This window comes from Streptomyces sp. AC555_RSS877 (assembly GCF_019049245.1).
GTDB lineage: Bacteria > Actinomycetota > Actinomycetes > Streptomycetales > Streptomycetaceae > Streptomyces.
In genome coordinates this window covers 41,109-64,280 of record NZ_JAGMUK010000082.1, presented here as the reverse complement: position 1 = coordinate 64,280, position 23,172 = coordinate 41,109, and the positions used below count along the sequence as shown (strand labels likewise).

At 71.2% G+C, this 23,172-nt stretch carries 20 protein-coding genes; 10 read left to right on the top strand and 10 right to left on the bottom strand.

Translation table 11 applies throughout. The features are described 5' to 3' along the window. Positions 1–5 precede the first annotated feature (5 nt). Positions 6–782 carry a class I SAM-dependent methyltransferase gene (locus KUM49_RS33915; RefSeq protein ID WP_217240801.1) on the bottom strand — a complete coding sequence of 259 codons (777 nt, stop codon included), beginning with the start codon at positions 780–782 and terminating at the stop codon, positions 6–8. 162 nt (positions 783–944) lie between these two features. On the opposite strand from KUM49_RS33915, the gene KUM49_RS33910 reads away from it, so the two are divergent. Together KUM49_RS33910 and KUM49_RS33905 are read left to right on the top strand one after the other, a co-directional pair. After that, entirely contained in the window at positions 945–2,195 is a 1,251-nt protein-coding gene (locus KUM49_RS33910) for a sensor histidine kinase (RefSeq protein ID WP_217240800.1), read from the top strand. Next, on the top strand, positions 2,192–2,821 hold the full coding sequence (locus KUM49_RS33905) for a response regulator transcription factor (protein ID WP_217240799.1): 630 nt from the start codon (positions 2,192–2,194) through the stop codon (positions 2,819–2,821). The genes KUM49_RS33910 and KUM49_RS33905 overlap by 4 nt, the downstream gene beginning before the upstream one ends. Before the next feature lie 27 nt (positions 2,822–2,848). Here KUM49_RS33905 and KUM49_RS33900 read toward each other — a convergent pair whose 3' ends face one another. Both KUM49_RS33900 and KUM49_RS33895 read right to left on the bottom strand, forming a co-directional pair. Continuing rightward, positions 2,849–3,607, bottom strand: coding sequence for a response regulator (locus KUM49_RS33900; protein ID WP_217240798.1), 759 nt, complete (start codon positions 3,605–3,607; stop codon positions 2,849–2,851). After that, positions 3,604–5,595 carry an ATP-binding protein gene (locus KUM49_RS33895; RefSeq protein ID WP_308406882.1) on the bottom strand — a complete coding sequence of 664 codons (1,992 nt, stop codon included), beginning with the start codon at positions 5,593–5,595 and terminating at the stop codon, positions 3,604–3,606. The genes KUM49_RS33900 and KUM49_RS33895 overlap by 4 nt, the downstream gene beginning before the upstream one ends. Positions 5,596–5,850: 255 nt before the next feature. On the opposite strand from KUM49_RS33895, the gene KUM49_RS33890 reads away from it, so the two are divergent. The 3 genes from KUM49_RS33890 to KUM49_RS33880 are packed head-to-tail and all read left to right on the top strand — an operon-like array spanning position 5,851 to position 8,860. Continuing rightward, entirely contained in the window at positions 5,851–6,834 is a 984-nt protein-coding gene (locus KUM49_RS33890) for a tripartite tricarboxylate transporter substrate binding protein (RefSeq protein WP_217240851.1), read from the top strand. Beyond that, positions 6,831–7,367, top strand: a complete 537-nt coding sequence (locus tag KUM49_RS33885) for a tripartite tricarboxylate transporter TctB family protein (protein WP_217240797.1) — start codon at positions 6,831–6,833, stop codon at positions 7,365–7,367. The genes KUM49_RS33890 and KUM49_RS33885 overlap by 4 nt, the downstream gene beginning before the upstream one ends. Then, positions 7,367–8,860: a tripartite tricarboxylate transporter permease gene (locus KUM49_RS33880; RefSeq protein WP_217240796.1), complete on the top strand. Its 1,494-nt coding sequence runs from the start codon at positions 7,367–7,369 to the stop codon at positions 8,858–8,860. The genes KUM49_RS33885 and KUM49_RS33880 overlap by 1 nt, the downstream gene beginning before the upstream one ends. 114 nt (positions 8,861–8,974) lie before the next feature. Here KUM49_RS33880 and KUM49_RS33875 read toward each other — a convergent pair whose 3' ends face one another. Further along, the gene (locus KUM49_RS33875; protein ID WP_302185522.1) at positions 8,975–9,463 is read right to left on the bottom strand and encodes a FadR/GntR family transcriptional regulator; all 489 of its coding nucleotides are present in this window, start codon (positions 9,461–9,463) and stop codon (positions 8,975–8,977) included. On the opposite strand from KUM49_RS33875, the gene KUM49_RS33865 reads away from it, so the two are divergent. Continuing rightward, complete coding sequence (locus KUM49_RS33865; protein ID WP_308406876.1) at positions 9,393–10,946, top strand: ABC transporter ATP-binding protein; 1,554 nt, start codon at positions 9,393–9,395, stop codon at positions 10,944–10,946. The two genes, KUM49_RS33875 and KUM49_RS33865, sit on opposite strands and share 71 nt — an antisense overlap. 51 nt (positions 10,947–10,997) lie before the next feature. On the opposite strand, the gene KUM49_RS50850 is transcribed toward KUM49_RS33865, so the two are convergent. Beyond that, positions 10,998–11,423, bottom strand: a complete 426-nt coding sequence (locus tag KUM49_RS50850; protein ID WP_374200228.1) for a peptidoglycan-binding protein — start codon at positions 11,421–11,423, stop codon at positions 10,998–11,000. Between the two features lie 208 nt (positions 11,424–11,631). Between KUM49_RS50850 and KUM49_RS33855 the strand changes: the two genes are divergently transcribed. Continuing rightward, complete coding sequence (locus KUM49_RS33855; protein WP_217240794.1) at positions 11,632–12,612, top strand: threonine/serine dehydratase; 981 nt, start codon at positions 11,632–11,634, stop codon at positions 12,610–12,612. Between the two features lie 81 nt (positions 12,613–12,693). Here the strand turns inward: KUM49_RS33855 and KUM49_RS33850 are convergent, their stop codons facing one another. Next, the gene (locus KUM49_RS33850; RefSeq protein ID WP_217240793.1) at positions 12,694–13,125 is read right to left on the bottom strand and encodes a helix-turn-helix domain-containing protein; all 432 of its coding nucleotides are present in this window, start codon (positions 13,123–13,125) and stop codon (positions 12,694–12,696) included. A gap of 73 nt (positions 13,126–13,198) precedes the next feature. Between KUM49_RS33850 and KUM49_RS33845 the strand changes: the two genes are divergently transcribed. Beyond that, positions 13,199–14,053, top strand: a complete 855-nt coding sequence (locus tag KUM49_RS33845; RefSeq protein ID WP_217240792.1) for a class I SAM-dependent methyltransferase — start codon at positions 13,199–13,201, stop codon at positions 14,051–14,053. Positions 14,054–14,107: 54 nt separating this feature from the next. Here the strand turns inward: KUM49_RS33845 and KUM49_RS33840 are convergent, their stop codons facing one another. Genes KUM49_RS33840 through KUM49_RS33830 form a run of 3 tightly spaced genes read right to left on the bottom strand, consistent with a single transcriptional unit; the run spans position 14,108 to position 17,272 of the window. After that, on the bottom strand, positions 14,108–14,887 hold the full coding sequence (locus tag KUM49_RS33840) for a carbohydrate ABC transporter permease (protein WP_217240849.1): 780 nt from the start codon (positions 14,885–14,887) through the stop codon (positions 14,108–14,110). 50 nt (positions 14,888–14,937) lie between these two features. Continuing rightward, the gene (locus KUM49_RS33835) at positions 14,938–15,993 is read right to left on the bottom strand and encodes a carbohydrate ABC transporter permease (RefSeq protein WP_217240791.1); all 1,056 of its coding nucleotides are present in this window, start codon (positions 15,991–15,993) and stop codon (positions 14,938–14,940) included. Between the two features lies 1 nt (position 15,994). Then, positions 15,995–17,272 (bottom strand): extracellular solute-binding protein, encoded by a 1,278-nt coding sequence (locus KUM49_RS33830; protein ID WP_217240790.1) that lies wholly within the window; start codon positions 17,270–17,272, stop codon positions 15,995–15,997. 338 nt (positions 17,273–17,610) lie between these two features. Here KUM49_RS33830 and KUM49_RS33825 point away from each other — a divergent pair, with 338 nt between their 5' ends. Both KUM49_RS33825 and KUM49_RS33820 read left to right on the top strand, forming a co-directional pair. Then, positions 17,611–18,363 carry a DeoR/GlpR family DNA-binding transcription regulator gene (locus tag KUM49_RS33825; protein ID WP_217240789.1) on the top strand — a complete coding sequence of 251 codons (753 nt, stop codon included), beginning with the start codon at positions 17,611–17,613 and terminating at the stop codon, positions 18,361–18,363. 428 nt (positions 18,364–18,791) lie between these two features. After that, positions 18,792–19,964, top strand: a complete 1,173-nt coding sequence (locus KUM49_RS33820) for an FAD-dependent monooxygenase (RefSeq protein WP_217240788.1) — start codon at positions 18,792–18,794, stop codon at positions 19,962–19,964. 68 nt (positions 19,965–20,032) lie between these two features. Here the strand turns inward: KUM49_RS33820 and KUM49_RS33815 are convergent, their stop codons facing one another. Further along, on the bottom strand, positions 20,033–23,155 hold the full coding sequence (locus KUM49_RS33815; protein WP_217240787.1) for an alpha-N-acetylglucosaminidase TIM-barrel domain-containing protein: 3,123 nt from the start codon (positions 23,153–23,155) through the stop codon (positions 20,033–20,035). Positions 23,156–23,172 lie beyond the last annotated feature (17 nt).

The following is a 23,172-nucleotide window of genomic DNA, read 5'->3' as shown; positions in this document are numbered from 1 at the left end:
GGCGATCAGGAGCCGTGGGTCACGCGGATCTTCGACTGGCCGTGCGGCAGCCGCTCCCAGTCGTCCATGAAGCGGGCCCGTAGACCGTGCCGTTCGGCCAGGGCCACGAGCGTCTCGGTGCGGTAGTAGAAGTCCTCCCGCAGGACGTGGTGCTCCTCGCCCTCGGTGCGGTCGAACGTGAAGTCGAACCAGCCTCCCGGGGCGAGGACCCGGCCGACGTGGGCCAGGCATTCGTCGATCACCGGGAGCGGCGAGTGGGAGAAGACGCTGTGCGCGTGCACCACGTCGAAGTGGGCGTCGGGCAGGAACCGCAGTGTCAGGTCCCGGACCGGGGTCAGGGTCGGGAGCCGCTGCTGCAGGCCCATCTCCACGATGGTGTCCTGCGCGGCGACGAGGATGTCGGGCGAGATGTCGATGCCGTGGTAGTGCCCGGGCTCCAGGTGCCGGATGAACCGCCAGCCGCCCCGCAGGTTGCCGCAGCCGATCTCCAGCATGCGGTGCTCGGGACGCAGGCCGTGCTCGATCAGGTAGTCGAACTGCATCGCCCCCAGCGCGAACCATCGCTCACGGCTGCCGCTGCCGACCGCCGCGTCCGGATCGCTCCTGGTGTCGGAGCGCATCACGGCACGGTAGTAGGAGACATGGTCGGTGTGGCGGTGGCGCAGCCACAGGTCCCGGGCGGCGCGCGCCACGTGCCGGGGCACCCGGTCGGGGTGGCGCAGGGCGTAGCCGAGACGGTGGCCGAAGGCCGAGCGGTCGGCGGTGAGGTTCTTGGCGGGCATCTGGTCGCTGCCTTTCCGAGCGGTACGGGTCTGGTTTCAGCCTCGGTGCGGAGCGATGCGAAAGGCTCGGTCATCAGGGTGCAGTGCCGGAGCGGTTCGGGCGACCGGTGGGTCGGCCGATCGGTTGATGCGGCCGCGCGTCGGACGCGTTAGACACGGAGGATGAGACACATCGATCCGGACGAGCGCTGGCTGGGCGCGGTCGTGCACGGCGCGTTCTTCCTGCTGCTCGGCTCCTCGTTCGCCCGCTTCCTGACCCGCGACCAGGGCGGGGCGCGCACCGGGTGGGTGGTGGCCCTGTTCGCGGTCTTCTGTCTGCTGTACGTCCTCGGCCGCTTCCTGGCTCCGGCGCCGCGCCCCGGCTCGCCGCCCGCCACGCGCCATCTGGTGTGGCTGGGCTCGGTGTCCGTGGTCTGGGTCGTGCTCCTCGCTCTCACGCCGAGCGCCACCTGGTGCGCGATGCCCCTGCTGTTCGCCAATCTGCACGCGCTGCCCCCACGGATCGCGGTGCCGGTGGCGGGCGTGCTCACCGCACTGGTCGTCGCCTCCGAAGTGCGGGTCGCCGAGGGCACGTTGAACCCCAACATGGTCGTCGCCCCGCCGGCCGTCGCCGCGGTCGCCACCGCCGTGATGGTCCATCTGCAGCGTCAGGGAGCCCGGCAGCGCGTCCTGATCGAGGACCTGGTCCGTACCCGGCACGAGCTGGCGGTCACCGAGCGGCGGGCGGGGGTCCTGGCGGAGCGCCAGCGGCTGTCCACGGAGATCCACGACACCCTGGCGCAGGGCCTGTCGAGTCAGCGGATGCTGCTCCAGGCCGCCGGGCGGGTCTGGGACACGGACCCGGAAGCGGCTCGCGAGCACGTCCGGGGGGCGGCGGAGATCACCTCCCGCAGCCTCGCGGAGGCCCGCCGGTTCGTGCACGACCTGGCGCCGGCCGACCTCGCCGAGCACACGCTGCCGGGCGCGCTCGCCGTACTCGCCGAACGGGAGAGCGGTCCTGGGCTGACCGTGGAGTTCCGGCTCGACGGCGAGCCGGGCAGGCTGCCGGAACGGGTCGAGGCGGCGCTGCTGCGCATCGCCCAGGGGGCGCTGGCCAATGTGCGCGAGCACGCGGCGGCGACCCGGGCCGCACTGACCCTGACCTGTCTGGACGACCAGATCTCCCTCGACGTCGCCGACAACGGTCGCGGCTTCGACGTGGACCGCCTGCGTGACCCGTCCGGGCCGGAGCCGAGCCGGGGACGCGGGCACGGGCTGCCCGCCATGCGCATCCGGGCCGGGCAGGCGGGCGGCACGCTCGCCGTGGAGTCCACGCCGGGCGAGGGCACCGTCGTATCCGCGGCGATCCCCCTGGCACCCTTGGCGTCCGCGGTCCGTCCCGTCTCGCACGCCCCGAAGGAGCCCGCCCTGTGACGCCCGTACGCCTGCTGTTGTGCGACGACCACGCCGTGGTGCGTGCGGGGCTGCGCGCGCTGTTGTCCAGCGCCGACGGCATCGACGTGGTCGGTGAGGCGGCCACCGGCGAGGAGGCGCTCGCCATGGCCGCCCGGCTGCGCCCCGACGTCGTGTTGATGGACCTCCAGCTCGACGGCGGGATGGACGGCGTGACGGCCACGCGACATCTGACCGCCGACGGCGGTGAAGGTCCCCGCGTCCTGGTCCTGACGATGTTCGACACCGACGCCGACGTCACCCGGGCCATCGAGGCGGGGGCCACCGGGTACCTCCTCAAGGCCGAGCACCCCGACGAGCTGTTCGCGGCGATCCGCAACGCGGCGTCCGGCCGCACCGCCCTGTCGGCGCCGGTGGCCGACCGGTTGATGACCCGGCTGCGCAGCCCGCGGCCCACCCTGTCCGCGCGCGAACACGAGATCCTCGGGCAGCTCGCCCGCGGCCTGGGCAACCGGGAGATCGCCCGTGCCCTGTTCATCAGCGAGGCGACGGTCAAGACCCACCTCGGGCGGATCTACGGCAAGTTGGGCGTCGAGACGAGAGCCGGCGCGGTGGCGGTCGCCAAGGAGAGGCGGCTGCTGACCTGACGGCCCCGTACGCCCCCGGGGCCGAAGCTAGGCGCGGGCCTCGTCGCCCGGTCGCAGGCCCGCGGGCCGTCCGCGGAACCGGTAGCGGCGTTCGGGCCGGCCCGTCGACCCGTAGCGCAGGGACACGTCGGCGCTGCCGATGGTGTGGAAGTGCTCCAGGTAGCGGCGGGCGCTGACCCGGGAGACGCCGGACAGCGACGCGCACTCGGCGGCGGACAGGGAGCCCTCCGCCGCCCTGAGCGTGCGTTCGATCAGCTCGGCGGTCTCCACGCTCATGCCCTTGGGCAGCGTGCCGGCGGCCGAGGCCGGTACCGCCGCGGCTCCGGCCAGGACCCTGTCCACGTCGGCCTGGCTGCGCACGACGGTGGCGAGCAGCCTGCCGCGCTGGAGGGCGTAGCGCTCCAGGCGGACGCGCAGGTCCTCGAAGTCGAACGGCTTCAGGAGGTAGTCGACGACGCCGTGGCGGGCGGCGCCGCGCACCGCGTCCGCCTCCCGGGCGGCGCTGATGACCATGACGTCGCAGTCGTGGCCCGCGGCGCGCAGCCGGGGGATGACGTCCAGGCCGAACAGGTCCGGCAGGTACAGGTCGAGCAGGACGAGGTCGGGGTGCAGGGTGTCGACGGCGTGGGCGGCCTGCTCGCCGGTGTGGGCGACGCCGACGACCCGGAACGGCTCGACCCGTTCGACGAAGGCGCGGTGGACCCTGGCCACCATGAAGTCGTCGTCGACCACGAGCACGTCGATCGTGTCGCCCGTGCCGGAGGTACCCGTCGTCGGCGTCGTCATCGTGGAACTCCTTCCGCCACCGCGTCGGTGAGGTGGCTGACGGTCATGCGGGCGGTGAACATCGCCCCGTCCGGGGTGTTGGTCACCGAGATCTCGCCCCCGTGACGCTCGCAGACCAGCCGGGTCAGCGCCAGACCGATGCCGCGCTCGCCCTCCCGGGCGGCCTTGGTGGTGAAGCCGTGCGCGAAGACCTCCCGGGCGAGTTCGGGTGCGACGCCCGGGCCGGAGTCGCGGACCACGATCTCCACGCTGGAGGCGTCCTGGCGCAGTTCGACCTCGACCCAGGCGCCGTCCCCCTCCTGGGCGGCAGCGGCATCGACGGCGTTGTCGACGAGGTTGCCGACCACTGTGGCCACGTCGGCTGCGTCCTCCGGGGTGAGCCGGTCGAGCGCGGTGCGGTCCGAGATCCGCAGGATCACTTTGCGTTCAGCGGCCAGGGAGAATTTCGCCATGAGCAGGGCGGCGACGGCGGTGTCCCGGACCCGGCGGCTGAGGGAGACGTCGAGCGACTGGCGGCGGCGGCTGAGCGCGCGGATGTAGCGCACGACCTCGTCCTGCTCGCCGATCTGGATCAGTCCGGAGATGGTGTGCAGCTGGTTGGCGAACTCGTGGGCCTGGGCGCGCAGCAGTTCGGAGGAGCTGCGGAAGGATCCGATCTCCCGTTCCAGCCGGGCGAGCTCGGTGCGGTCTCGCAGGGTCGTGACGGAGCCGAGCGGGCGTCCGTCCTTGGCGACGGTCATCCGGTTCATCACCAGCACCCGGCCGTGCCGGACGACGACCTGGTCCCGCCCGCCGCCGGCCGTGGCGACCGGACGGCCCTCGCCACCCGGGTCGCCGGACTCCGTGCCTACCGGTCCGTCTTCACCACGCCGGTCGCCGGGCGTGCCAGCCGGGCCGTCTTCGTCACACCCGCCGCCAGGCAGGCCCACCGAACCGTCTTCACCACGCCGGTCGCCGGGCGTGCCAGCCGGGCCGTCTTCGTCACACCCGCCGCCGGCCGGGCCCACCGAGCCCCTCTCACCACCCCCACCGCCAACCGAGCCGCCCTCACCACGCCCACCGCAAGTCGGGCCAGCCGAGCCGCCCTTGCCACCCCCACCACCGACCGCGCCCACCGAGCCGCCCTCACCACGTCCACCGCCGGCCGTGTCCTCCCGGTCGCCCGCCAGCACGTCCCGCAGTCGTCCCTCGATGCCGAGTTCGGCGAGGCTGCGGCCCACGCAGTCCTCGGGCAGGTCGAGCAGGCGCCGGCCCATCTCGTTGACCAGGGTGAGCCGGAGGTGCGGATCGAGGGCGATCACGCCCTCGGCGATGCCGTACAGCATCGCTTCCCGGTGCTCGGCCAGTCCGGCGATCTCGCGCGGTTCCAGGCCCAGGGTCTGCCGTTTGACGCGCCGGGCCAGCAGCCAGGAGCCGGCCACGCCGAGTGCGCTGGCGACGCCCAGGTAGGCGAGGAGGTACGAGGACGCCCCGCTGAGGCGCTGCCACACCGTCGGGTCGGCCTCGCCGATCATCACCGTGCCCAGGTGCTGTCCGAGGTGCTGCTGCGTGGCGCCGAGTACGGGCACCTGTGCGACGAGTTCACGTCCGCCGTCCACCGTCAGCGAGCCGGACCAGCCCCGGCCCCGGGAGGCCTCCTCGCCGAAGGGCAGCCGGGAGCCGAGGGCCGTGGGGTTGGTGGAGCTGACGATCCTGCCGTCGGCGTCGGCCACCGTCACCGAGGTGACCTGGGCCTGCGTCTGCGTGGAGTTCACCAGTGGGGCCAGGGCCCGCTGCGGCGCGGGCGACACCAGCTGGCTGCGCACCAGGGGGTTGGCGGCGAGCTGTTCGGCCAGCGCGACCACCCGCCGGCCCTCGACCCGGTCGAAGGTCGCCTCCGACTGGGCGAGGGAGACCGCGGCGACGGCTGCCAACACCACGACCACGATGGCGAGTTGGAGCACCAGCAGCTCGCCCGCGAGGGTCTGGCGGCGGAAGGCGGCGACCACGGCGTACTCAATCTCCCGTACCGGCACGGCGTACGGCGGCTCGTCCGCCGGGCGCCCCATCATGGCGCCCGCCTGCGGGCGGGGAAAGGGGGTGCACGCACCGACGACCGTGACCGCAATGACCACAACCTCCGTTGGTTCCGGAAGCGAGACAGGCCGTTCACGCGCGGGCAACATGTGGCCCACATCACCCTCCCCCACAGGGCTGCCGTACCTCATCGACCTTCATCGACGTACCGACAGGTGGTGGCACTCGTGCGCCTGCGCACTCCCCTCGCCCTGTTCGGGGCCGCCGTGCTCGTGCTCGTGGGACCTCCGCTGCTCACGAGCGGCAGCGGCGCCGAGAGCGGCACACAGATCCCGGGCCTGCGCCTCATGGTCCCCAACACACCCGGCGGCGGCTACGACATCACGGCCCGGACGGCCGCGAAGAACGCCGAGGACGCCGGGCTCACGCACAACATCGAGGTGTTCAACCTGCCCGGCGCGGGCGGCACCGTCGGACTGAGCCGGCTGGTGAGCGAGCACGGCAACGGCAAGCTCGCCATGTCGATGGGCCTCGGCGTGGTGGGCGCCGTCCGCTCCAACCACGCGCCGAAGACGCTGGCCGACACCACCCCGATCGCCCGGCTCACCGAGGAGCAGGACGTCGTCGTGGTCGCCAAGGACTCGCCGTACAAGACGATCGACGAGCTGATCGGTGCCTGGAAGGAGGATCCCGGCAAGCTCCCGGTGGGCGGCGGATCGTCACCCGGCGGGCCGGACCACCTCGCGCCGATGCTGATGGCCCAGGCCGCCGGTATCGCGCCGAAGCAGGTCAACTACATCCCCTTCGACGGCGGCGGCGAGCTCCTCGCCTCGATCCTCGGCAGCAAGGTGGCCTTCGGGGTGTCCGGCGTCGGCGAGTACCTGGACCAGATCAAGGCGGGCGAGCTGCGGATCCTCGCGGTGACCGGCCCCGAGCGGGTGGCCGAGCTGGACGCGCCCACCCTCAAGGAGTCCGGCTACGACGTGGACTTCACCAACTGGCGAGGCATCGTCGCCCCGCCCGGCCTGTCCGGGGCCGAGCGCGACAAGCTCGTCCGGCTGGTCGAGGAACTGCACGACTCGCCCGAGTGGCGCGAGTCGCTGGAGAAGAACGGCTGGGACGACGCGTTCCTGACCGGCGAGAGGTTCGGCGACTTCCTGGACGCCCAGGACAAGCGCGTGGTTTCGGTGCTGAAGGAGCTGGGACTGTGACGACGCAGACCGACACCCCCGCGGCCGAGACGCCCGAACACCGCTCCTGGCTGAGCGAGCACTCCGAACTCGGCGTGTGCGTCCTGCTGTCGGCCCTTGGTGCGCTGGTCCTGACCGACGCGCTGACCATGGACGTCGACCTCACCCAGCGTGGGCCGGTCGGACCCAAGACCGTGCCGGTCGTCGTCGGCATCGGGCTGCTCGTGGTCGCCGTCCTGCTCGCCGTCGACGTGCTGCGCGGCGGTCGCGGCCAGGCCGAGACCGGCGAGGACGTCGACCTGTCCGAACCGGCCGACTGGCGCACGGTGCTGCTGCTCGCCGGGGTCTTCCTGGGCGCGGCCGTCCTCATCGAACCCCTCGGCTTCCCGGTCGCGGGTGCCCTGCTGTTCTGGGGAGCCGCGTTCGCACTCGGCAGCCGCCGGATCGACCGGGATCCGCTCATCGCCGCCGTCCTCTCCCTCGTCACCTACGCGGTGTTCAACAACCTGCTCGGAGTTCCGCTGCCCGGCGGCCCGCTGATGGGAGTGCTGTGATGGACGCCCTCAACTCCCTGATGGACGGCTTCGGTACGGCCCTCACCCCGGTGAACCTGATGTGGGCCGCCCTCGGTGTGCTGCTCGGCACCGCGATCGGCGTGCTGCCCGGCATCGGACCCGCGATGGCGGTCGCGCTGCTGCTGCCGGTCACGTACGGACTGAACCCGATCGCCGCGTTCATCATGTTCGCGGGCATCTACTACGGCGCGATGTTCGGCGGCTCGACCACCTCCATCCTCCTCAACACCCCGGGCGAGAGTGCCGCCGTGGTCGCGGCCATGGAGGGCAACCCGATGGCCAAGGCGGGACGCGGCGCCCAGGCGCTCGCGGCCGCCGCCATCGGTCACTTCGCGGGCGGTCTGATCGGGACGATCCTGCTGGTCGCGCTGGCGCCGACGGTCGCGAAGCTGGCGGTGGACATCGGCTCGCAGGACTACTTCGCCATCATGGTGCTGGCCTTCATCGCGGTGACGTCGGTCCTGGGTTCGTCGCGGATCCGGGGCATGGCCTCCCTGCTGATCGGGCTGACCATCGGCCTGGTGGGCCTGGACCAGATGACCGGGCAGCAGCGTCTGACCTTCGGATCCCTGCAACTCGCCGACGGTGTCGACGTGGTGATCGTGGCGGTCGGCCTCTTCGCGATCGGCGAGGCCCTGTGGGTGGCGGCGCACCTGCGGCGCAGTCCGGGCGAGCCGATCCCGGTGGGGCGGCCGTGGCTGGGCCGTGCCGATGTGCGGCGGACCTGGAAGTCGTGGCTGCGCGGCCCGTTCATCGGTTTCCCGTTCGGCGCGATCCCGGCGGGCGGCGCGGAGATCCCCACCTTCCTGTCGTACGTCACGGAGAAACGTCTCTCGAAGCACAAGGACGAGTTCGGCAAGGGCGCCATCGAGGGTGTGGCGGGTCCGGAGTCGGCGGCGTCGGCCTCGGCGGCGGGCACGCTCGTGGCCATGCTGACGCTGGGGCTGCCGACCACGGCGGTCGCCGCGGTGATGCTGGCCGCGTTCCAGCAGTACGGCATCCAGCCGGGCCCGCTGCTCTTCGAGCGGGAACCCGACCTGGTCTGGGGCCTGATCGCCTCGCTGTTCGTCGGCATGGTGCTGCTGCTCGCCCTGAACCTGCCGCTGGCGCCGGTGTGGGCGAAGCTGCTGCGCATCCCCCGGCCGTACCTGTACGCGGGGATCCTGTTCTTCGCGGCGGTCGGCGCGTACGCGGTCGGCGGCGAGGTCGTCGACCTGGTGATCCTCCTGGTCATCGGCCTGATCGGGTTCGGCATGCGGCGCTACGGCCTGCCGGTCCTGCCCGCCGTCATCGGTGTCATCCTCGGCCCGAACGCCGAGCAGCAGCTCCGACGCGCCCTGCAGATCAGCGACGGCAGCGTGAAGGGCCTGGTCGACACGCCGTTCGCGGTGACGGTGTACGCGGTGATCGCACTGCTGCTGGCCTGGCCGCTGCTGAAGGGGCTCGTGGTCCGGGCCCGCGCGGGCACCTGATGCCGGCGTCGGGGCGCGGTACGTCCGTGCGTATCGCGCCCCGGCGTTCTCCGTGGCCGCGGAACGTCCGATCTCCGCCGGCTCGCACACCGCCGACCGCTGATGAGTACCGGGTCACGACCCCGCGGCACGGACCCGGGCCAGTACGTCACGGATCATCTCGGCGCTGATCATGAAGTGCTCCCGGGCGATCTCCTCGGCCCGCTCGGGCTCGCCCGCGGCGATGGCCTCGTACAGGGCCGTGTGGCCCTCGCCGGCCCGGTGGAAGTGGGAACGCTCGCCCTTGCCCCACGGCTCGACCGGGAAACCGAGGCTGATCCGGGTCAGCAGGTCCCGGCTGAGCAGGGCGATCTGCGGATTGCGGGTGGCTTCGCAGATGCTCTGGTGGAACGCGCTGTCGGCGGCCTGCTCCTCGCGGGGCGTTGCGGCGGACAGGTGCGCGGCCAGGGCCTCGCGCATCGGCTCCACAACGGCATCGTCGGAGCCGACTCCCGCACTGCTGATCGCCGACGAACCGACCACGGCACTCGACGTGACGGTCCAGGCGCAGATCCTCGACCTGGTGCGCGCGCTCGACACGCGCGGTTCGGCGGTGGTCCTCATCACGCACGACATGGGCGTGATCTCCCAGATCGCCGACCGGGTCCTGGTCATGTACGGCGGCCGGGCGGCCGAGGACGGCCCGCGCCGGGCGGTGTTCCACGGCCCCTGCCACCCGTACAGCTGGGGCCTGCTCGACTCCGTGCCCCGCGTCGGCGGGCCCCGGCTGCGGCGGCTTCCCACCATCGCGGGCGTGCCCGTCTCGCCCGGCGGCCCGCCGGAGGGATGCGCGTTCGCGCCGCGCTGCCGGCTGCGTCACGAGTCGGTGCGAGGAGCGGCCCGCGCTGTCCGCGGGCGGCTTCGACGACACCACCCACCGCGAGGCCTGCTGGCTGCCGCCGCAGGACCGCGCGTCGCTGCGGCTCACGGCACGCGCGGCGGCGACCGACGTACCCGACGTGCACAGGGAGGCGACACCGTGACGGCGCAGAGCATCATGGCGGTGAACGGCGACGGCGGCGCCCGGACGAGCGGCGACGTACTGCTGCGCGCCTCGAACGTCACCAGGCACTACCCCCTGCGCGCGGACCCGCTGTCCCGACGCCGCAAGGTGCTGCGCGCCGTGGACGGCGTGTCCCTCGAAGTCCGCACCGGGGAGACCCTGGGCATCGTCGGCGAGTCCGGCTGCGGCAAGTCCACCCTCGGCCGCTGTCTGGTCCGGCTCACCGAACTCACGGGCGGCCGGGTCGAGTTCGACGGGCAGGACCTCACCACCCTGTCCACACGCCGTCTGCGGCCCGTGCGTCCGGGGATGCAGCTCGTCTTCCAGGACCCGCAGGCCTCCCTCAACCCCCGCCGCCGCGCCGGGGACAGCGTGGCCGAGCCGCTGCTCGTGCACCGCTACGGGGACGCCGTCGCGGTCCGCCGCCGGGTCGCCGAGCTCTTCGACGTCGTGGGCCTGGCCGCGGCACACCTGGACCGGTACCCGCACGAGTTCTCCGGCGGCCAGCGTCAGCGCATCGGCATCGCCCGGGCCCTGGCCACCGCTCCCAAGCTGATCGTCGCCGACGAGCCGGTGTCCGCCCTCGACGTGTCGATCCAGGCCCAGATACTGAACCTCTTCGCCGATCTCCAGGAGGAGTTCGCGCTCACCTACGTCTTCATCGCCCACGACCTCGGTGTGGTCCGTCACGTGTCGGACCGGATCGCCGTCATGTACCTCGGCGAGATCGTCGAACTCGCCGAGACGGAGGCGCTGTACGAGGCTCCGGCCCATCCCTGCACGCAGGCACGGTTGTCGGCGGTCCCGGACATCGACGACGGCAGCTCAGCGGCGAGCGCATCGGCCCGGGAACGCATCGTCCTCACCGGCGAAGTGCCCCACCCGGTGGGCAAACCGACGGGCTGCCCGTTCCGCGCCCGCTGCCCCTACGCCCGCGAGCGGTGCGCCCTGGAACGGCCCCGGTTCACCCTCACGGCTCCTGGCCGCCACACCGCCTGCCACTTCCCGGTGACGAACCCGGCAGGGCCCGTTCCATCGGCCTGATCGCACGCACCTGACCGGGCGCGGAGTACTCGGCCGGCCACGTTGCGACCGTCAACAGAAGGGAGCACCTGGCGCGTTGGCCCAGAAGGAAAGGAACGACCAGGTCTGGGCTCCGATGCGCCCGTCGACGACGATGTGGGCACATCGCTGGAAGTCCATGGTCGCGGACTGAGTGAGCCGGCCAAAGTCTCCGTCCTCGTCCAGGCCGCTACCTATGGCCTGGTTCAGGTAGCACTGGGCTTGTTGGACTGCCGACCCGGATGAACCCAGGAGAAGACTCGGTCGGCTGTCGGTGTAGTTGCATACGTCGTCCGGTCCTTGGGTGACAAGGCTTGTTGGACTGTTCACCTTGTGTGCGGCCTGGGTGCTGGTCACCGCGGCGGTCTCGGAGATGCTGTGCGATGCCGCTACAGCCGGTGCTCCCGCAAGAGAAAGGGGAAGAGCCAGTGCCGCTGCGGCGGTGAGCACACGTCGCATCCTCATCACCTCCAGGAAGGGTGCCCTTTTCTCATCGTGCGCTTCCCTCACCTGGGCTGCATCTCGGGGAGGGCTGTCGAGGCCGCCCTGCGTGCACGTCGAATTTCGGATCCGGCCCGACCGGTGTCCGTCGCCAGTACCTCAACTTTCGCACGGCTTCTGGCAGTTGCTCATGGAATCAGTGCCAGTGGCGCTACGCTGCTGTGTCGTGCAGGAGACGCGTCTCGACACTGCTCGGATCAGGGCAGCCCGCGGGTTGATCGACCCGGTCTTTCTCGACACTCCGCTGTACCGCTGCGAGGCGTTGGAACCCGACCTCGGGTGCACGGTGAGTATCAAGCTCGAAACGGCGAACCCGGTCCGCAGCTTCAAGGCCCGCGGCACCGAGGTCGTCGCGAGCCTGCTCGCCGGCGACGGCTCGCGAGCCGTGGTGTGCGCCAGCGCGGGCAACCTCGGCCAAGCCCTCGCCTGGTCCGGTCGCGGCCGGGGGCTCGACGTCACGGTCGTGGCATCCCGCTCTGCGACTCGGGCCAAGCTTGATCGCATCCGGGCACTGGGCGCCAGGCTGGAGCTGGTGGACGGCGACCACGAGATGGCCCGCGACCGGGCGGCCGCCGTCGCGCGGTACGACGGCATCCGGCTGGTCGAAGACAGCCTGGACATCGAGACCTGCGAGGGCGCGGCGACCATCGGCCTGGAACTGGTGGACACCGCGCCGTCGTTCGACACCGTCCTGATTGCTCTCGGCGGCGGGGCGCTGGCCACCGGCGTAGGTCATGTGGTGAAGGCCTCGGCGCCCGAAGTCGACGTGATCTGCGTCCAGCCGCTGGGCGCACCGGCGATGACACACTCGTGGCGCCAACGGCGGGTCGTCACCACGGACGCGACCGACACCATCGCCGACGGCGTCGCCGGCCGACGTCCCATTCCGGCCGTCCTGGACGACCTCGTCTCGGTCGCCGACGACGCCGTCCTGGTCCAGGAGGCGTCGATCATCGCCGGTATGCGGATGCTTCTCGACCACGCCGGCCTCGTCGTGGAACCGTCGGCGGCTCTCGGCATCGCGGCGATCCTCGAAGACCGTGACCGCTTCGCCGGCCGACACGTGGTCACCATCGTGTGCGGCAGCAACGTCGACGTGGACGCCTATCACCGTTGGGTCGGCCCGGCTTCCCTGCGCGTTCCCTGACCGGTGAGGGCGGCGGGCGGAGCGGAGCGTCCCGCCGGACGCGGCCTGGTCGGGCGAGGGTCCGAGGCCCGGTCGTCCGCCTCACCGTGGCCGCGGAGTCCGTTTCCTCGGCACGGTGACAGCGGCGGACGCGGCGGACTTGAGGAGGCGGCGGAAGGTGGGGCATTCCAGGTGGCTCAGGGCGGGGCAGGCAGCGGCGTGCCGTAGGGAGTCACGCAGAACGCCGAGTTCACGGATCGTCCTGTCCAGTTCCTCCGCCTTGGCCGCGAGCACCTGCCGGTCGATGCGGGGCTGTCCGTCCGGCGCGAACATGCGGGCGATCTCGTCGAGCGAGAAACCGGCGGTGCGCCCCACGGCGATCAGCGCCAGCCGCTCCAGTACGCCGGGATCGTACTGACGGCGCAGGCCCCGTCTGCCGATCGGGGCGATCAGGCCCTTTTCCTCGTAGAAACGCAGCGTCGAAGGGGGAAGCCCGGCGCGGTGCGCCACCTCGGCGATGTCCAGGTCTGTCATCCTCTTGACCTCAAGTCGACTTGAAGTAGGACGGTGTCATCTCAGCCCCGGCAGGCAAGCAAGGGAGACGATCATGGACAGCACGCGCAGGACCGAGGACGAACAGGCGGCCCGCTGGAACGGGCCCGCCGCCCATGCCTGGGTCGAGGCCGAGGCGGTTCTGGACCAGATGCTCAGGCCCTTCGAAGACCTGCTCGTCGAGGCGGTACTCGCCGAGCCCGGGCGCCACGTGCTCGACGTCGGCTGCGGTACGGGCGGCACCACGCTGGCCGTCGCGCGGCGGCTGGGCACGGAGAGCCGCTGCGTCGGCATCGACATCTCCGAACCGATGATCAGCGCCGCCCGGGCGCGCACCCAGCGGGAGGGCATCCAGGCTTCCTTCGTCCGTGGCGACGCGCAGGATCACGCGTTCGAGCCTGCCACCTTCGACACCGTCATGTCGCGCTTCGGTGTCATGTTCTTCAAGGACTCCGTCCGGGCCTTCACCAACCTGCGGCGTGCCGCGCGGGACGACGCCCGGCTCCGGTTCGTCACCTGGCGCGGCCCCGACGAGAATCCGTTCATGACGACGGCGGAACGCGCCGCGGCACCCTTGCTGCCGGACCTCCCCGCCCGCCGGCCGGACGAGCCGGGGCAGTTCGCCTTCGCGGACCCGGACCGGGTGCACCGCATTCTGGAGGAGAGCGGCTGGACCGGAATCGACATCCGGCCGGTCGACGTGGTCTGCACCCTGCCCGAGAAGGAGCTGGTCGGTTACTTCACCCGACTCGGTCCGGTCAGTCAGGTTCTGCCCGCGACGGACGAGCAGACCCGCGCACGGGTCGTCGAAACGGTCCGCGCCGCCTTCGACACCTATGTGCACGCCACAGAGGTCCGCTTCACCGCGGCCTGCTGGCTGGTCGGCGCCCGGGCGTCGACCGCGTCGTAGGACACGCGGACCGCGTCCATGACGGTCCGTCGAGGATCGGTCCGGCCACCGCTCTCAGCGCAAGGCCCCCTTGGTGGCGTCGGCGATGAAACCGCGGGCGAAGAAGGTGAACACCAGCACCAGCGGTATGACCGACAGCAGCACCCCGGACATCACCATGCTGTAGTCGGTGGAGTGGCCGGCGTACAACTGGGCCAGCGCCACCTGGAGGGTGAGGCGGTCGGGGTTGACCAGCATCACCAGCGGCAGGATGTAGTCGTTCCAGGCGGCGATGAAGGTGTAGATGCCGAGGAACGCCAGGGCGGGGCGTACGCACGGCAGGACCACGTGCCAGTACAGGCGGAAGAAGCCGGCGCCCTCGATGCGGGCGGCGTCCAGCAGTTCGTCCGGGACTCCGCTGCTGGTGTACTGGCGCATCCAGAAGATGCCGAAGGCGTTGGCGGCGGCGGGCACGATGAGCGCCTGGAGCGTGCCCAGCCAGCCCAGCTGCACCATGATCTCGTACTGCGGGATGATCGCCAGCTGGGTCGGCAGGATGTACATCCCGAGCAGGAGACCGAACAGGTACTTCTTGGCGGGGAAGTCGTACTTGGCGAAGGCGAAGGCCGCCAGGGAGTCGAAGAACAGCACCAGCAGGGTCGTTCCGACCGCCACGGTCACCGTGTTGAACAGCGACCCGAAGAAGTCCATCTTGTCGAACAGGTGCTGGATGTTGGTTCCGAGGTGGGAACCGAACCACAGCTTCGGCGGGTAGCTGTAGATGTCCTGCGAGGTGTTCGTCGCCATGACGACGATCCAGTAGAACGGGAACACCGAGATGACGACACCGGTCATCAGGATGAGGTGGACGCTCAGCCCGCGGACCCGCTTGCGGTTCTGGCTGTTCACGGCCGTCGCTCCTTACGCTGCACCAGGCGCCAGTTGATGGTGACGATGAGCAGGATCAGCAGGAAGAAGGCCCAGACGATCGCGGCCCCGTAGCCGAAGTCGTTGTTGTCGAAGGCCTGGTGGTAGAAGTACAGAAGCGTGGTCAGACCCGCTTGGCCCGGTCCGCCGGAGTTGGGGTTGGTGGAGGCCTCACTGCCGAAGAGCACCTGTGGTTCGGTGAAGCTCTGCAAACCGGTGACGGTGGAGATCACCACGGTGAACAGGATGATGGGCCGCAGCAGCGGGATCGTGATGGAGAAGAGGATCCGCGCCGGGCCGGCCCCGTCCATCCTGGCCGCCTCGTAGAGTTCCGAGGGGATGGCCTGGAGGCCGGCCAGGTAGATGATGGCGTTGTAGCCGGTCCACTGCCAGGTCATCAGGGCCGCGATCACCAGCTTGATCGTCCACTCGTTGCTCATCCACGGCACGGCCGACAGGTGCACCGACTTCAGGATGGCGTTGATCAGACCGAAGTTGTTGCTGAAGACCGCGCCGAAGAAGATCGCGATGGCGACCAGCGAGGTGATGCTGGGGATGAACAGGGCGATCCGGTAGAAGGCCGTGAGGCGCTTGGTGGAGTTCACCAGCACCGCGAGCACCAGCGCGAGGAAGAGCATCGGCACCGTGGACAGCACCCAGATGACGAGGGTGTTGCGGACGGACAGCCAGAACACCGGGTCGTCCCACAGGAAGCGGAACTGCTGGAGTCCGACGAACTGCATGTCCCCGATGCCGTCCCACTTCTGGAACGCCAGAAACACGGTGTAGAGCACCGGGAAGAGCATGAAGACCGAGAAGAGCAGGTAGTACGGCGAAATGGCCAGGTACTGCGGCCAGTATCGGGCGGCCTTCCGCCTCGGCCCGCGCCGGGCCCCGGCCGACACCGGCCGGATCCGGCGGCCGTGCCGGCCCGGACCGCGCGGGCGGTCCGGGGCCGGCCGGCCGGCGGGCCCGGTGTCGGGTCCGGAGGACGGTCCGGTCGCGGCCGGGCCGGCTACCGGGCTTGACGACATGTCACTTCACTCCCTGACGCTGGGCGATCTGCCTGGCCTGGCTGACGGCGTCCTTCCAGGCGGTGTCGGGGTCCTTGCCCTTGGCCTCGACGCTGGTCAGCTCGCTGTAGAAGGGCGCCGAGACCGCCGCGTCGGCCGGGGCCTCGTAGACGGCGGGGATCTTCTCGGCCGCCGGGCCGAAGATCTCGATGGTCTTCTGACCGCCGAAGAAGGGGTCGCCGCCGGTCAGCGCCGGCAGCTTGTACGCGGCCGGGGCGGTCGGGAACAGGGCCGCGTCGGTGAAGCCGCGGGCCTGGTTCTCCGGGCTGAGGATCCAACTGATGATCTTGAAGGCCTCTTCGGGGTTGCCGCAGGTCGCGGGCAGCGCCAGGAAGGACCCGCCGAGGTTGGACGGCCCGCTCGGCAGGCTCGCCACCCGCCACTTGCCCTTGGTGCCCGGGGCGGCGTTGGTGATGTCCAGCGCGTACCAGGCGGCACCCAGTGCGGTGCCCAGGGTGCCGCCGCTGACCGCGGCGTTCCAGGTGTTGTCGTTGATCTTCGCGTCGATGCCGAGGGTGTAGGGCTTCACCGAGGTGGTCCAGGCGGCACGGATGTGGTCCTGGTCGCCGATGAACGTGTTGTCCTCGTCGATGAACCGCTGGGTGCCCTGGCCGATGATCATCGAGAACACGGCGCCGATGTTGTTGATCAGGAAGGTCTTCGGCAGGGCCTTGTGCAGCTCGACGCCGGCCTCGAAGTAGTCGTCCCAGGTGGACAGTCGGGAGGAGACCTCGGCGGGGTCCGTGGGCAGCCCCGCCTTCGCGAAGAGGTCCTCGCGGTAGTACATGGCGCAGGGGCCGATGTCGATCGGGAAGCCGATGAGCTTGCCGTCCTGGCTGGTGGCCTGCTTCAGCTTCCACGACAGGTACTGCGGGACCAGCTTGTCCGCTCCGACGGTCTTCAGGTCGATGAAGCGGTTGGCGTTGGGCAGGAACGAGGCGATGTCCTCGCCCTTGATGCCGGTGATGTCCGGGGCGGCCTGCGCGGATCTCAGGCCGGTGAGCAGCTTGGTCTTGAAGTCTCCGCCCACCATCGAGGACTTGAGGCTGATGTCGGAGAAGTGCTTCTTGGCGTCCGCGACGACCTTGTCGCTGAGGCCGCCGGACCAGTACCAGAGGCTCAGGTTCTTGTCGTTCTTGCTGCCGCTCGTCGTGGCGTCGCCGCCGCACCCCGCGGTGGCACCGGCCGCGGCTGCCGTCAGTACGGCGGCCTGAAGGAAACGTCTGCGGGAAAGGTCCACGGTCTTCTCCTGGTGTTCGGCGTGTCCGGCTAGGACCTGGGAGTCATGGGCGAGGGCGGGGACAGCGGGGCCCGGATGGCTGAAGAGGGACGGTGGCCGGCGAACGCACCTCGCCGGCCGGAACGTGTGACGTGGTCTTCTCAGACGGTGCCGACGCGTGAGTGGCGGCGAAAAGCGCCGCTGATCCGCTTCGACCGACCGGAGTGGGGCCCGAACCCGGCTCGAATTACGCAAGAGAGTGCACCCAGTGCGCGGATTTGACAAGAGTCAAGCAGCCATCGAGACATTCATGCACGACTTTGCTTGAGTTTGGCGAGCTGACGAGTAGGGTCAGCGGCATGCTCCCTGACCGCAGACATGAGCTGATCCTTCGCGCCCTGCGCGCCGACGGTCCCACCAGCGTGACCTCCCTGGCCGAAAAGGTCGGGGCGAGTCAGGCCACGATCCGGCGTGACCTTGTGCAACTGGAGGACGAAGGGCTGCTCAAACGCGTCTACGGCGGCGCCGCCCCCCTCCTCGGCGAGGACGACCCTTTCGCCGACGTGGCCGCGGTCCGGGTCGAGGCCAAGGACGCCCTGGCCGCCTGGTGCGCAGATCTCGTCAAGGACGGTGAGACGGTCCTGCTCGACATTGGCACCACCGCTCACCGGGTGGCCCGCCATCTGCACGGGCGGTCCCTGACCGTGATCACCAGCAACCTGGCCGTCTACGAGGAACTCCAGGACGACAAGAACGTCCAGCTCATCCTGCTGGGCGGCGTGGTCCGGCGCGACTACCGCTCGCTGGTGGGCTTCCTCACCGAGGACAACCTGCGGCAGATCCACGCCGACCGGCTGTTCCTCGGCACCAGCGGGGTGCGTCCCGACGGCCAGGTGCTGGACACCACCGCCGTCGAGGTGCCCGTCAAGCGGGCGATGATCGCCGCCAGCGCCCAGGTCGTCCTGCTCGCGGACGCGGGCAAGTTCCCCGGTACCGGAATGGCCCGGGTGTGCGGGCCGCAGGAGCTCGACGTCGTGGTGACCAACTCCGGGGCGGACGAGAAGACCTGTGCACGGCTGCGCGAGGCGGGAGTCGAGGTGGTCGACGTATGAGACGCACGATCCCGGAGGCGGCTTGCGGGTCCCGCCGACCGTACCGCCGACCGACTCCCGTGCCGTGGCGAAACGCCTGGTGGACCCCTGTCGGCGCCACTTCCCCGGACTCGCCCACCTGCGTCGTGTAGCCCCTCCCCCGGCCCGGCCGGTGCGTCGTGCACGGTTCGCCGCGCCCGACGTGGGCCGAAACGCCCGTACGGCGGTGCGGTTCTGTTCGATACTCTGCCCGAGCTGACGGTCGAGCAGGTGGGCGAGCCATCCCGCGGCCGCACCGACCGGTCCGTGTGGGAGGCGTAGGCGTAGGGGGACGGCCTGCACGACGTCGACGACCGGGCATCGGTGCCGGGGCCGACCGATGGCCTCGGGTACGGCCAGGTCGCCGGTCAGGACGTGGGCGCGCGGGTGTGGCGAAGTGAGGTCGTGGCATGAGGGCGATCGTCGTGGGGGCGGGCATCGGCGGACTGGCGGCGACGCTGAGCCTGCGCCGCGCCCGCCACGAGGTCACGCTGATCGAGCAGACGCCGCGGCTCACGGAGGCCGGTGCCGGGATCCAACTCGCGCCCCACGCCACGCGCGTGCTGCGCCGGCTGGACCTGCTCGACGCGGTCGCCGCACAGGCCGCCCGCCCATCCGGCATGAGCTTCCGCACCTGGTCCGACGGGGCCGAGATCTGCCGCTACACGCTGGGCCGGGAGGCCGAGGAGGCGTTCGGGGCGCCCTACCTCCAGGTCCACCGGGCCGATCTGCAGCATGCGCTGGCCGCCACGGTGCCGCCCCGGTCGATGCGCCTGAACACCCCTGTCGTGGGAATCGACCAGGACGACGAGGGCGCCTGTGTGACGACGGCGAGCGGCGAGCGCCTGGAGGCGGACCTGGTCGTGGCCGCGGACGGGGTGCGGTCCGCAGCCCGCCAGTGGCTCTTCGGCGCGGATGAGGCGCTCTTCTCGAGGACCGCTGCCTACCGGGCGCTGCTCCCCGTCGACGAGGTGGCCGATCTGGACCTGCCGGACACCGGGGTCTGGCTCGGACCCGACCGGCACTTCGTGCACTACTGGGTGCGAGGCGGGGAACTGCTCAACGTCGTGGCCGTGTTCCGCACGGAGGCGGCGCAGGAGTCGTGGACCGCTCGGGCGGAACCGGGAGAGCAGCTGCGGGAGTTCGACGGCTGGGACTCACGGGTGCTCACCGTCCTCGCACGCGCGGGCCAGGTGTTCCGCTACGGCATCCACACCCGTGTTCCGCTCGCGCGCTGGAACATCGGGCGAGTGACGCTGCTGGGCGACAGCGCCCACGCGATGGTGCCGTTCCAGGCCCAGGGCGCGGCCCAGGCGCTTCTGGACGCGGCCGTGCTCGGCGACGTCCTCGCGGGTGCGACACCGGCCGAGGTACCCGACGCGCTCGACCGGTACGTGCGCCGACGGCTGGCGGCGGCCACGAGCACGCAGGCCACCTCCGCGCGGACGGGCGAGGACTTCCACCTGCCGGACGGCCCCGAGGCCCGGGCGAGGAACGCCCGCATGGCGGCGTACGCGGCCGAACACGGGTTCATGCCGCAAGCGACCACGTGGGCGGCCGACGCCCCTGACGAACAGGTGTGACCGTAGGAGGGCCGTACGGCGACGGCCGGGCCGAAGACGCGTGGTGCGGCTGCGGCCCGACCGTCCGCTCAGTCGACGGAGAAGTCCTCGAAACCGGCGATCCCGCGGGTGCCGGTCCAGCCGTTGGCGGCCGTCATGAAGACGCCGATGTCCTGGGTGCCGGTGACGCCGCCCGGGGTGGCGGTGCCGACCTTGGTCCAGGAGACGCCGTCGCGGCTGCACTCGCCGGTGTACGTGTCGCCGGAGCGCGTCAGCCGCAGGTGCACCGGGGCAGCCAGGGAACCGGCCAGTTCGATGGCGTCGAACCGGCCGTCGCCGTCGGAGTCCCAGGACAGCACGCAGCCGTTGGACGGAGTCACCGCCAGGTTGACGTAGCCGGCCGAGCCGTTCTCGGCAAGGTCGTTGCGGACGACCAGCCCGGCGCGGGCCCAGCCGCCGGTGGTGTCCTGCGAGGTGACCCGGACCGTGGCGGTCGAGGAGGACGTGAAGGCGGCCGCCCGGTAGACCGTGGCGAACTCGTTGGTGGAGCTCCACAGGTCGGCGCCCGCGCCCTCGATGGCGATGGCGTCCCCGGCCTGGCCGAAGACCGCGTCGTTGAAGGAGGCGGTCCGGTAGGGCTCGCCCACACCGGTGCCCGCCATCAAGCGGACGTTCGCCAACGCCGCGCCGCGCGTGCCGCCGGTCCGGTAGGACGCGTTCACCGGCACCCGGGAGATCAGCGCGCCGGTGGCCTGGGTGAGGGTGACCGTGAAGGTCGCCGAGAAGGTCTCGCCCGGGGCGAGGGACGCCGCGGTGGTCGTGCCGGACGGCTCGGCGGTCATGCCCTCCGGTGCGTCGAGGGACAGGGACACGTCCGTCGCCGGTCCGAAGCCGTTGCGGTTGGTGAACGCCACGGTGACCGTGACCGGGCGGCCCTCCGTCACCGCACCCCGGTCGGCGGACGCGGTCAGCGTCACCTGGTCGGGATCGGCGACGAGGGTGTCCCGTACCTGCCGGGCCAGCTTGTGGATGTCGCCGGACGTCTTCACCGGGTAGCTGTCGTGCTGGTGCGCCCAGCGGTCCTCCAGCGCAAACCAGTCGATCTCGACCGGCTCCCGGCCGGCCGCGAGCGCAGCGGACAACTCGCCGAAGTACGTCTTCCAGCGCGTGAGATACAGGCCGCCGACCAGCCCCGCCCATTCCCGGTTCGCGTAGTCGTGCAGCCCTTCCTCGCTGCTCTCCCGGCCGCCCCAGGTGGTGATGACCGACCGTGCGTCGTACTCCAGCTGGTCCTTCTCGGCCCTGGTGCCGCCCCAGGACCGGGCGTCGGCCAGCCACCGTCCGAGCAGGTGCTGCGGGGACGTGGCCAGCACCTTGTCCATCAGTTTCATCCAGTTGAGCCACGTCGTGGTGAGCCGGTCGAAGCCGGCGCGGTCCCCGGCCTCGTACGCCGCCTTGATCCGGGGCAGCAGCACGCGGCTGCGGTTGGACAGCACCTGACGGGTCACGTCGGCGAGGTCGTAGGCGTAGGCGGAGCTGTCGCGCAGCCGGGGGGCGACCTGGAGCAGTTCGGTGAGGGCCGCGTCGAAGACCGTGGTGTCGTAGCGGTCGGCCTCCGGGCCCCAGGCGGCGGCCTTGTTGGCGCCCAGGCTCGGCCGGGCGCCGAACAGCCCGTCGGGCGCCTCGCTCCACCCGTCCTTGCGGGTCATGTTGTACGCGGTGTCGCGGATCGTCTTCCAGGCTGCGGCGGCGTGCGGGTCCTCGCCTCCGTAGCGGGCCACGGCGTACGCGGCGAACCAGTCGTCGAGGTCGATGGTGCCCGGTGTCCACGCCAGGTCGGTGAGGAGCGCGAGCGCGGGCGCGTTGTTGTCGGCGGCCTCCGGCATCGCCGCGATCCCGGCGAGCGCGCTGCCTTCCTTGTCACGCCACTTGGGGTACTGCTCCACCCAGTCCGGGGCGTTGGCGCCCATCGGGGTGTGGCCGCCGAAGTTCCAGATGCTGCCGAAGGCGTACGGGGTGCCGCCCCAGTCGCTCTCCCGGTCCGTGACGGTGGTATAGCGGTCGGACAGGCCGTCCACGATCAGCATCCGGGACTTGTCGACCCCGTCGAGCAGTGCCTTGGAGGGGTTGGACTGCCAGCCCAGGATGGCCCAGATCGCACCGGGGTGAGCCTTCTGGAGCGCCCCTTCGACGGCTGCCGCGGCTTCGCCCACCGGGACGTCACCGGGGTTTCCGCCCTCGTGCAGCAGGTCCATCTTGTACATCGTGCTGTCGCCGAAGCGCTCCGACTGGGCCCGGTAGAAGGCGGCGGACACCTCGTCGAAGGCCGTCGTGCGCGGGTCGAGCCAGTCGGGTCGCTTGAAGGCGCCCCAGTCGCCCTGGGGGACCACGGCCGCGTCCCCGCCGTGCTTGGCGACGAAGTCGTCCGGCACCGTACCGAAGTAGCCGGGCAGCACCGGGGTCATGCCCAGTTCCCGGACCCGGTCCGCGATCTTCCGCGCGAGCTCGGCCCGGCGCTCGATGAGCCGCCTGGACACCGGGCCGCCGAACCCCGACATGTTCTGCAGCAGCCACCACGGCTGATGGGCCGGCGCCGGAATCCACGCCCGCATCTCGGCGTCCGAGTAGCCGAACTGCCGGAAGGTGTCGTAGTAGACGGCGTCGCCGCCGGTGTAGACGAGCACCCTGTTGATGCCGTGCAGCGCGAGCACGTCCAGCTCGCGCTCCCACGCGTCCCAGTTCCGATAAGGGCCGGTGTAGCCGTCGTTGGTGTCGTTGAGGGCGAACCGGTGCGGCACGTTCGCCGATCCGGCGATCTCCCCGTCGGGGGCCGGCAGCAGCCTGGGAAGGTTCAGCTGATCGCCGTTCCAGGAGATGTCGGCCTTCGCCACCCGCGCGAGGTAGGTGTTGAGGCCGGTGAGCAGCACCGCCGGACTGGTGCCCTCCACGGTGATCGCCCCGGCCCGGCCGGTGACCTTGAACCGGTCGGCGCCGCCGGCGGCCGACGCGCGCAGCGTCACCTGCCGGTGGTGGTCGGGCAGCAGCCGTCGCAGCGCGACCGATGCGGGGGTCGTGTCGAACGGCTTGGCGGCCTCGTCTGCGGCCGCGGGTGCGGCGTGGGCGCCTGGCGGCGGGGTCAGCAGCATCACTGAGCCGAACGCGGCGGCTCCGGTGAGCAGGCGTCTGCGGCTGAGGGGCTGGTTGCCTGTCATGAACGTCCTCTCGAAAC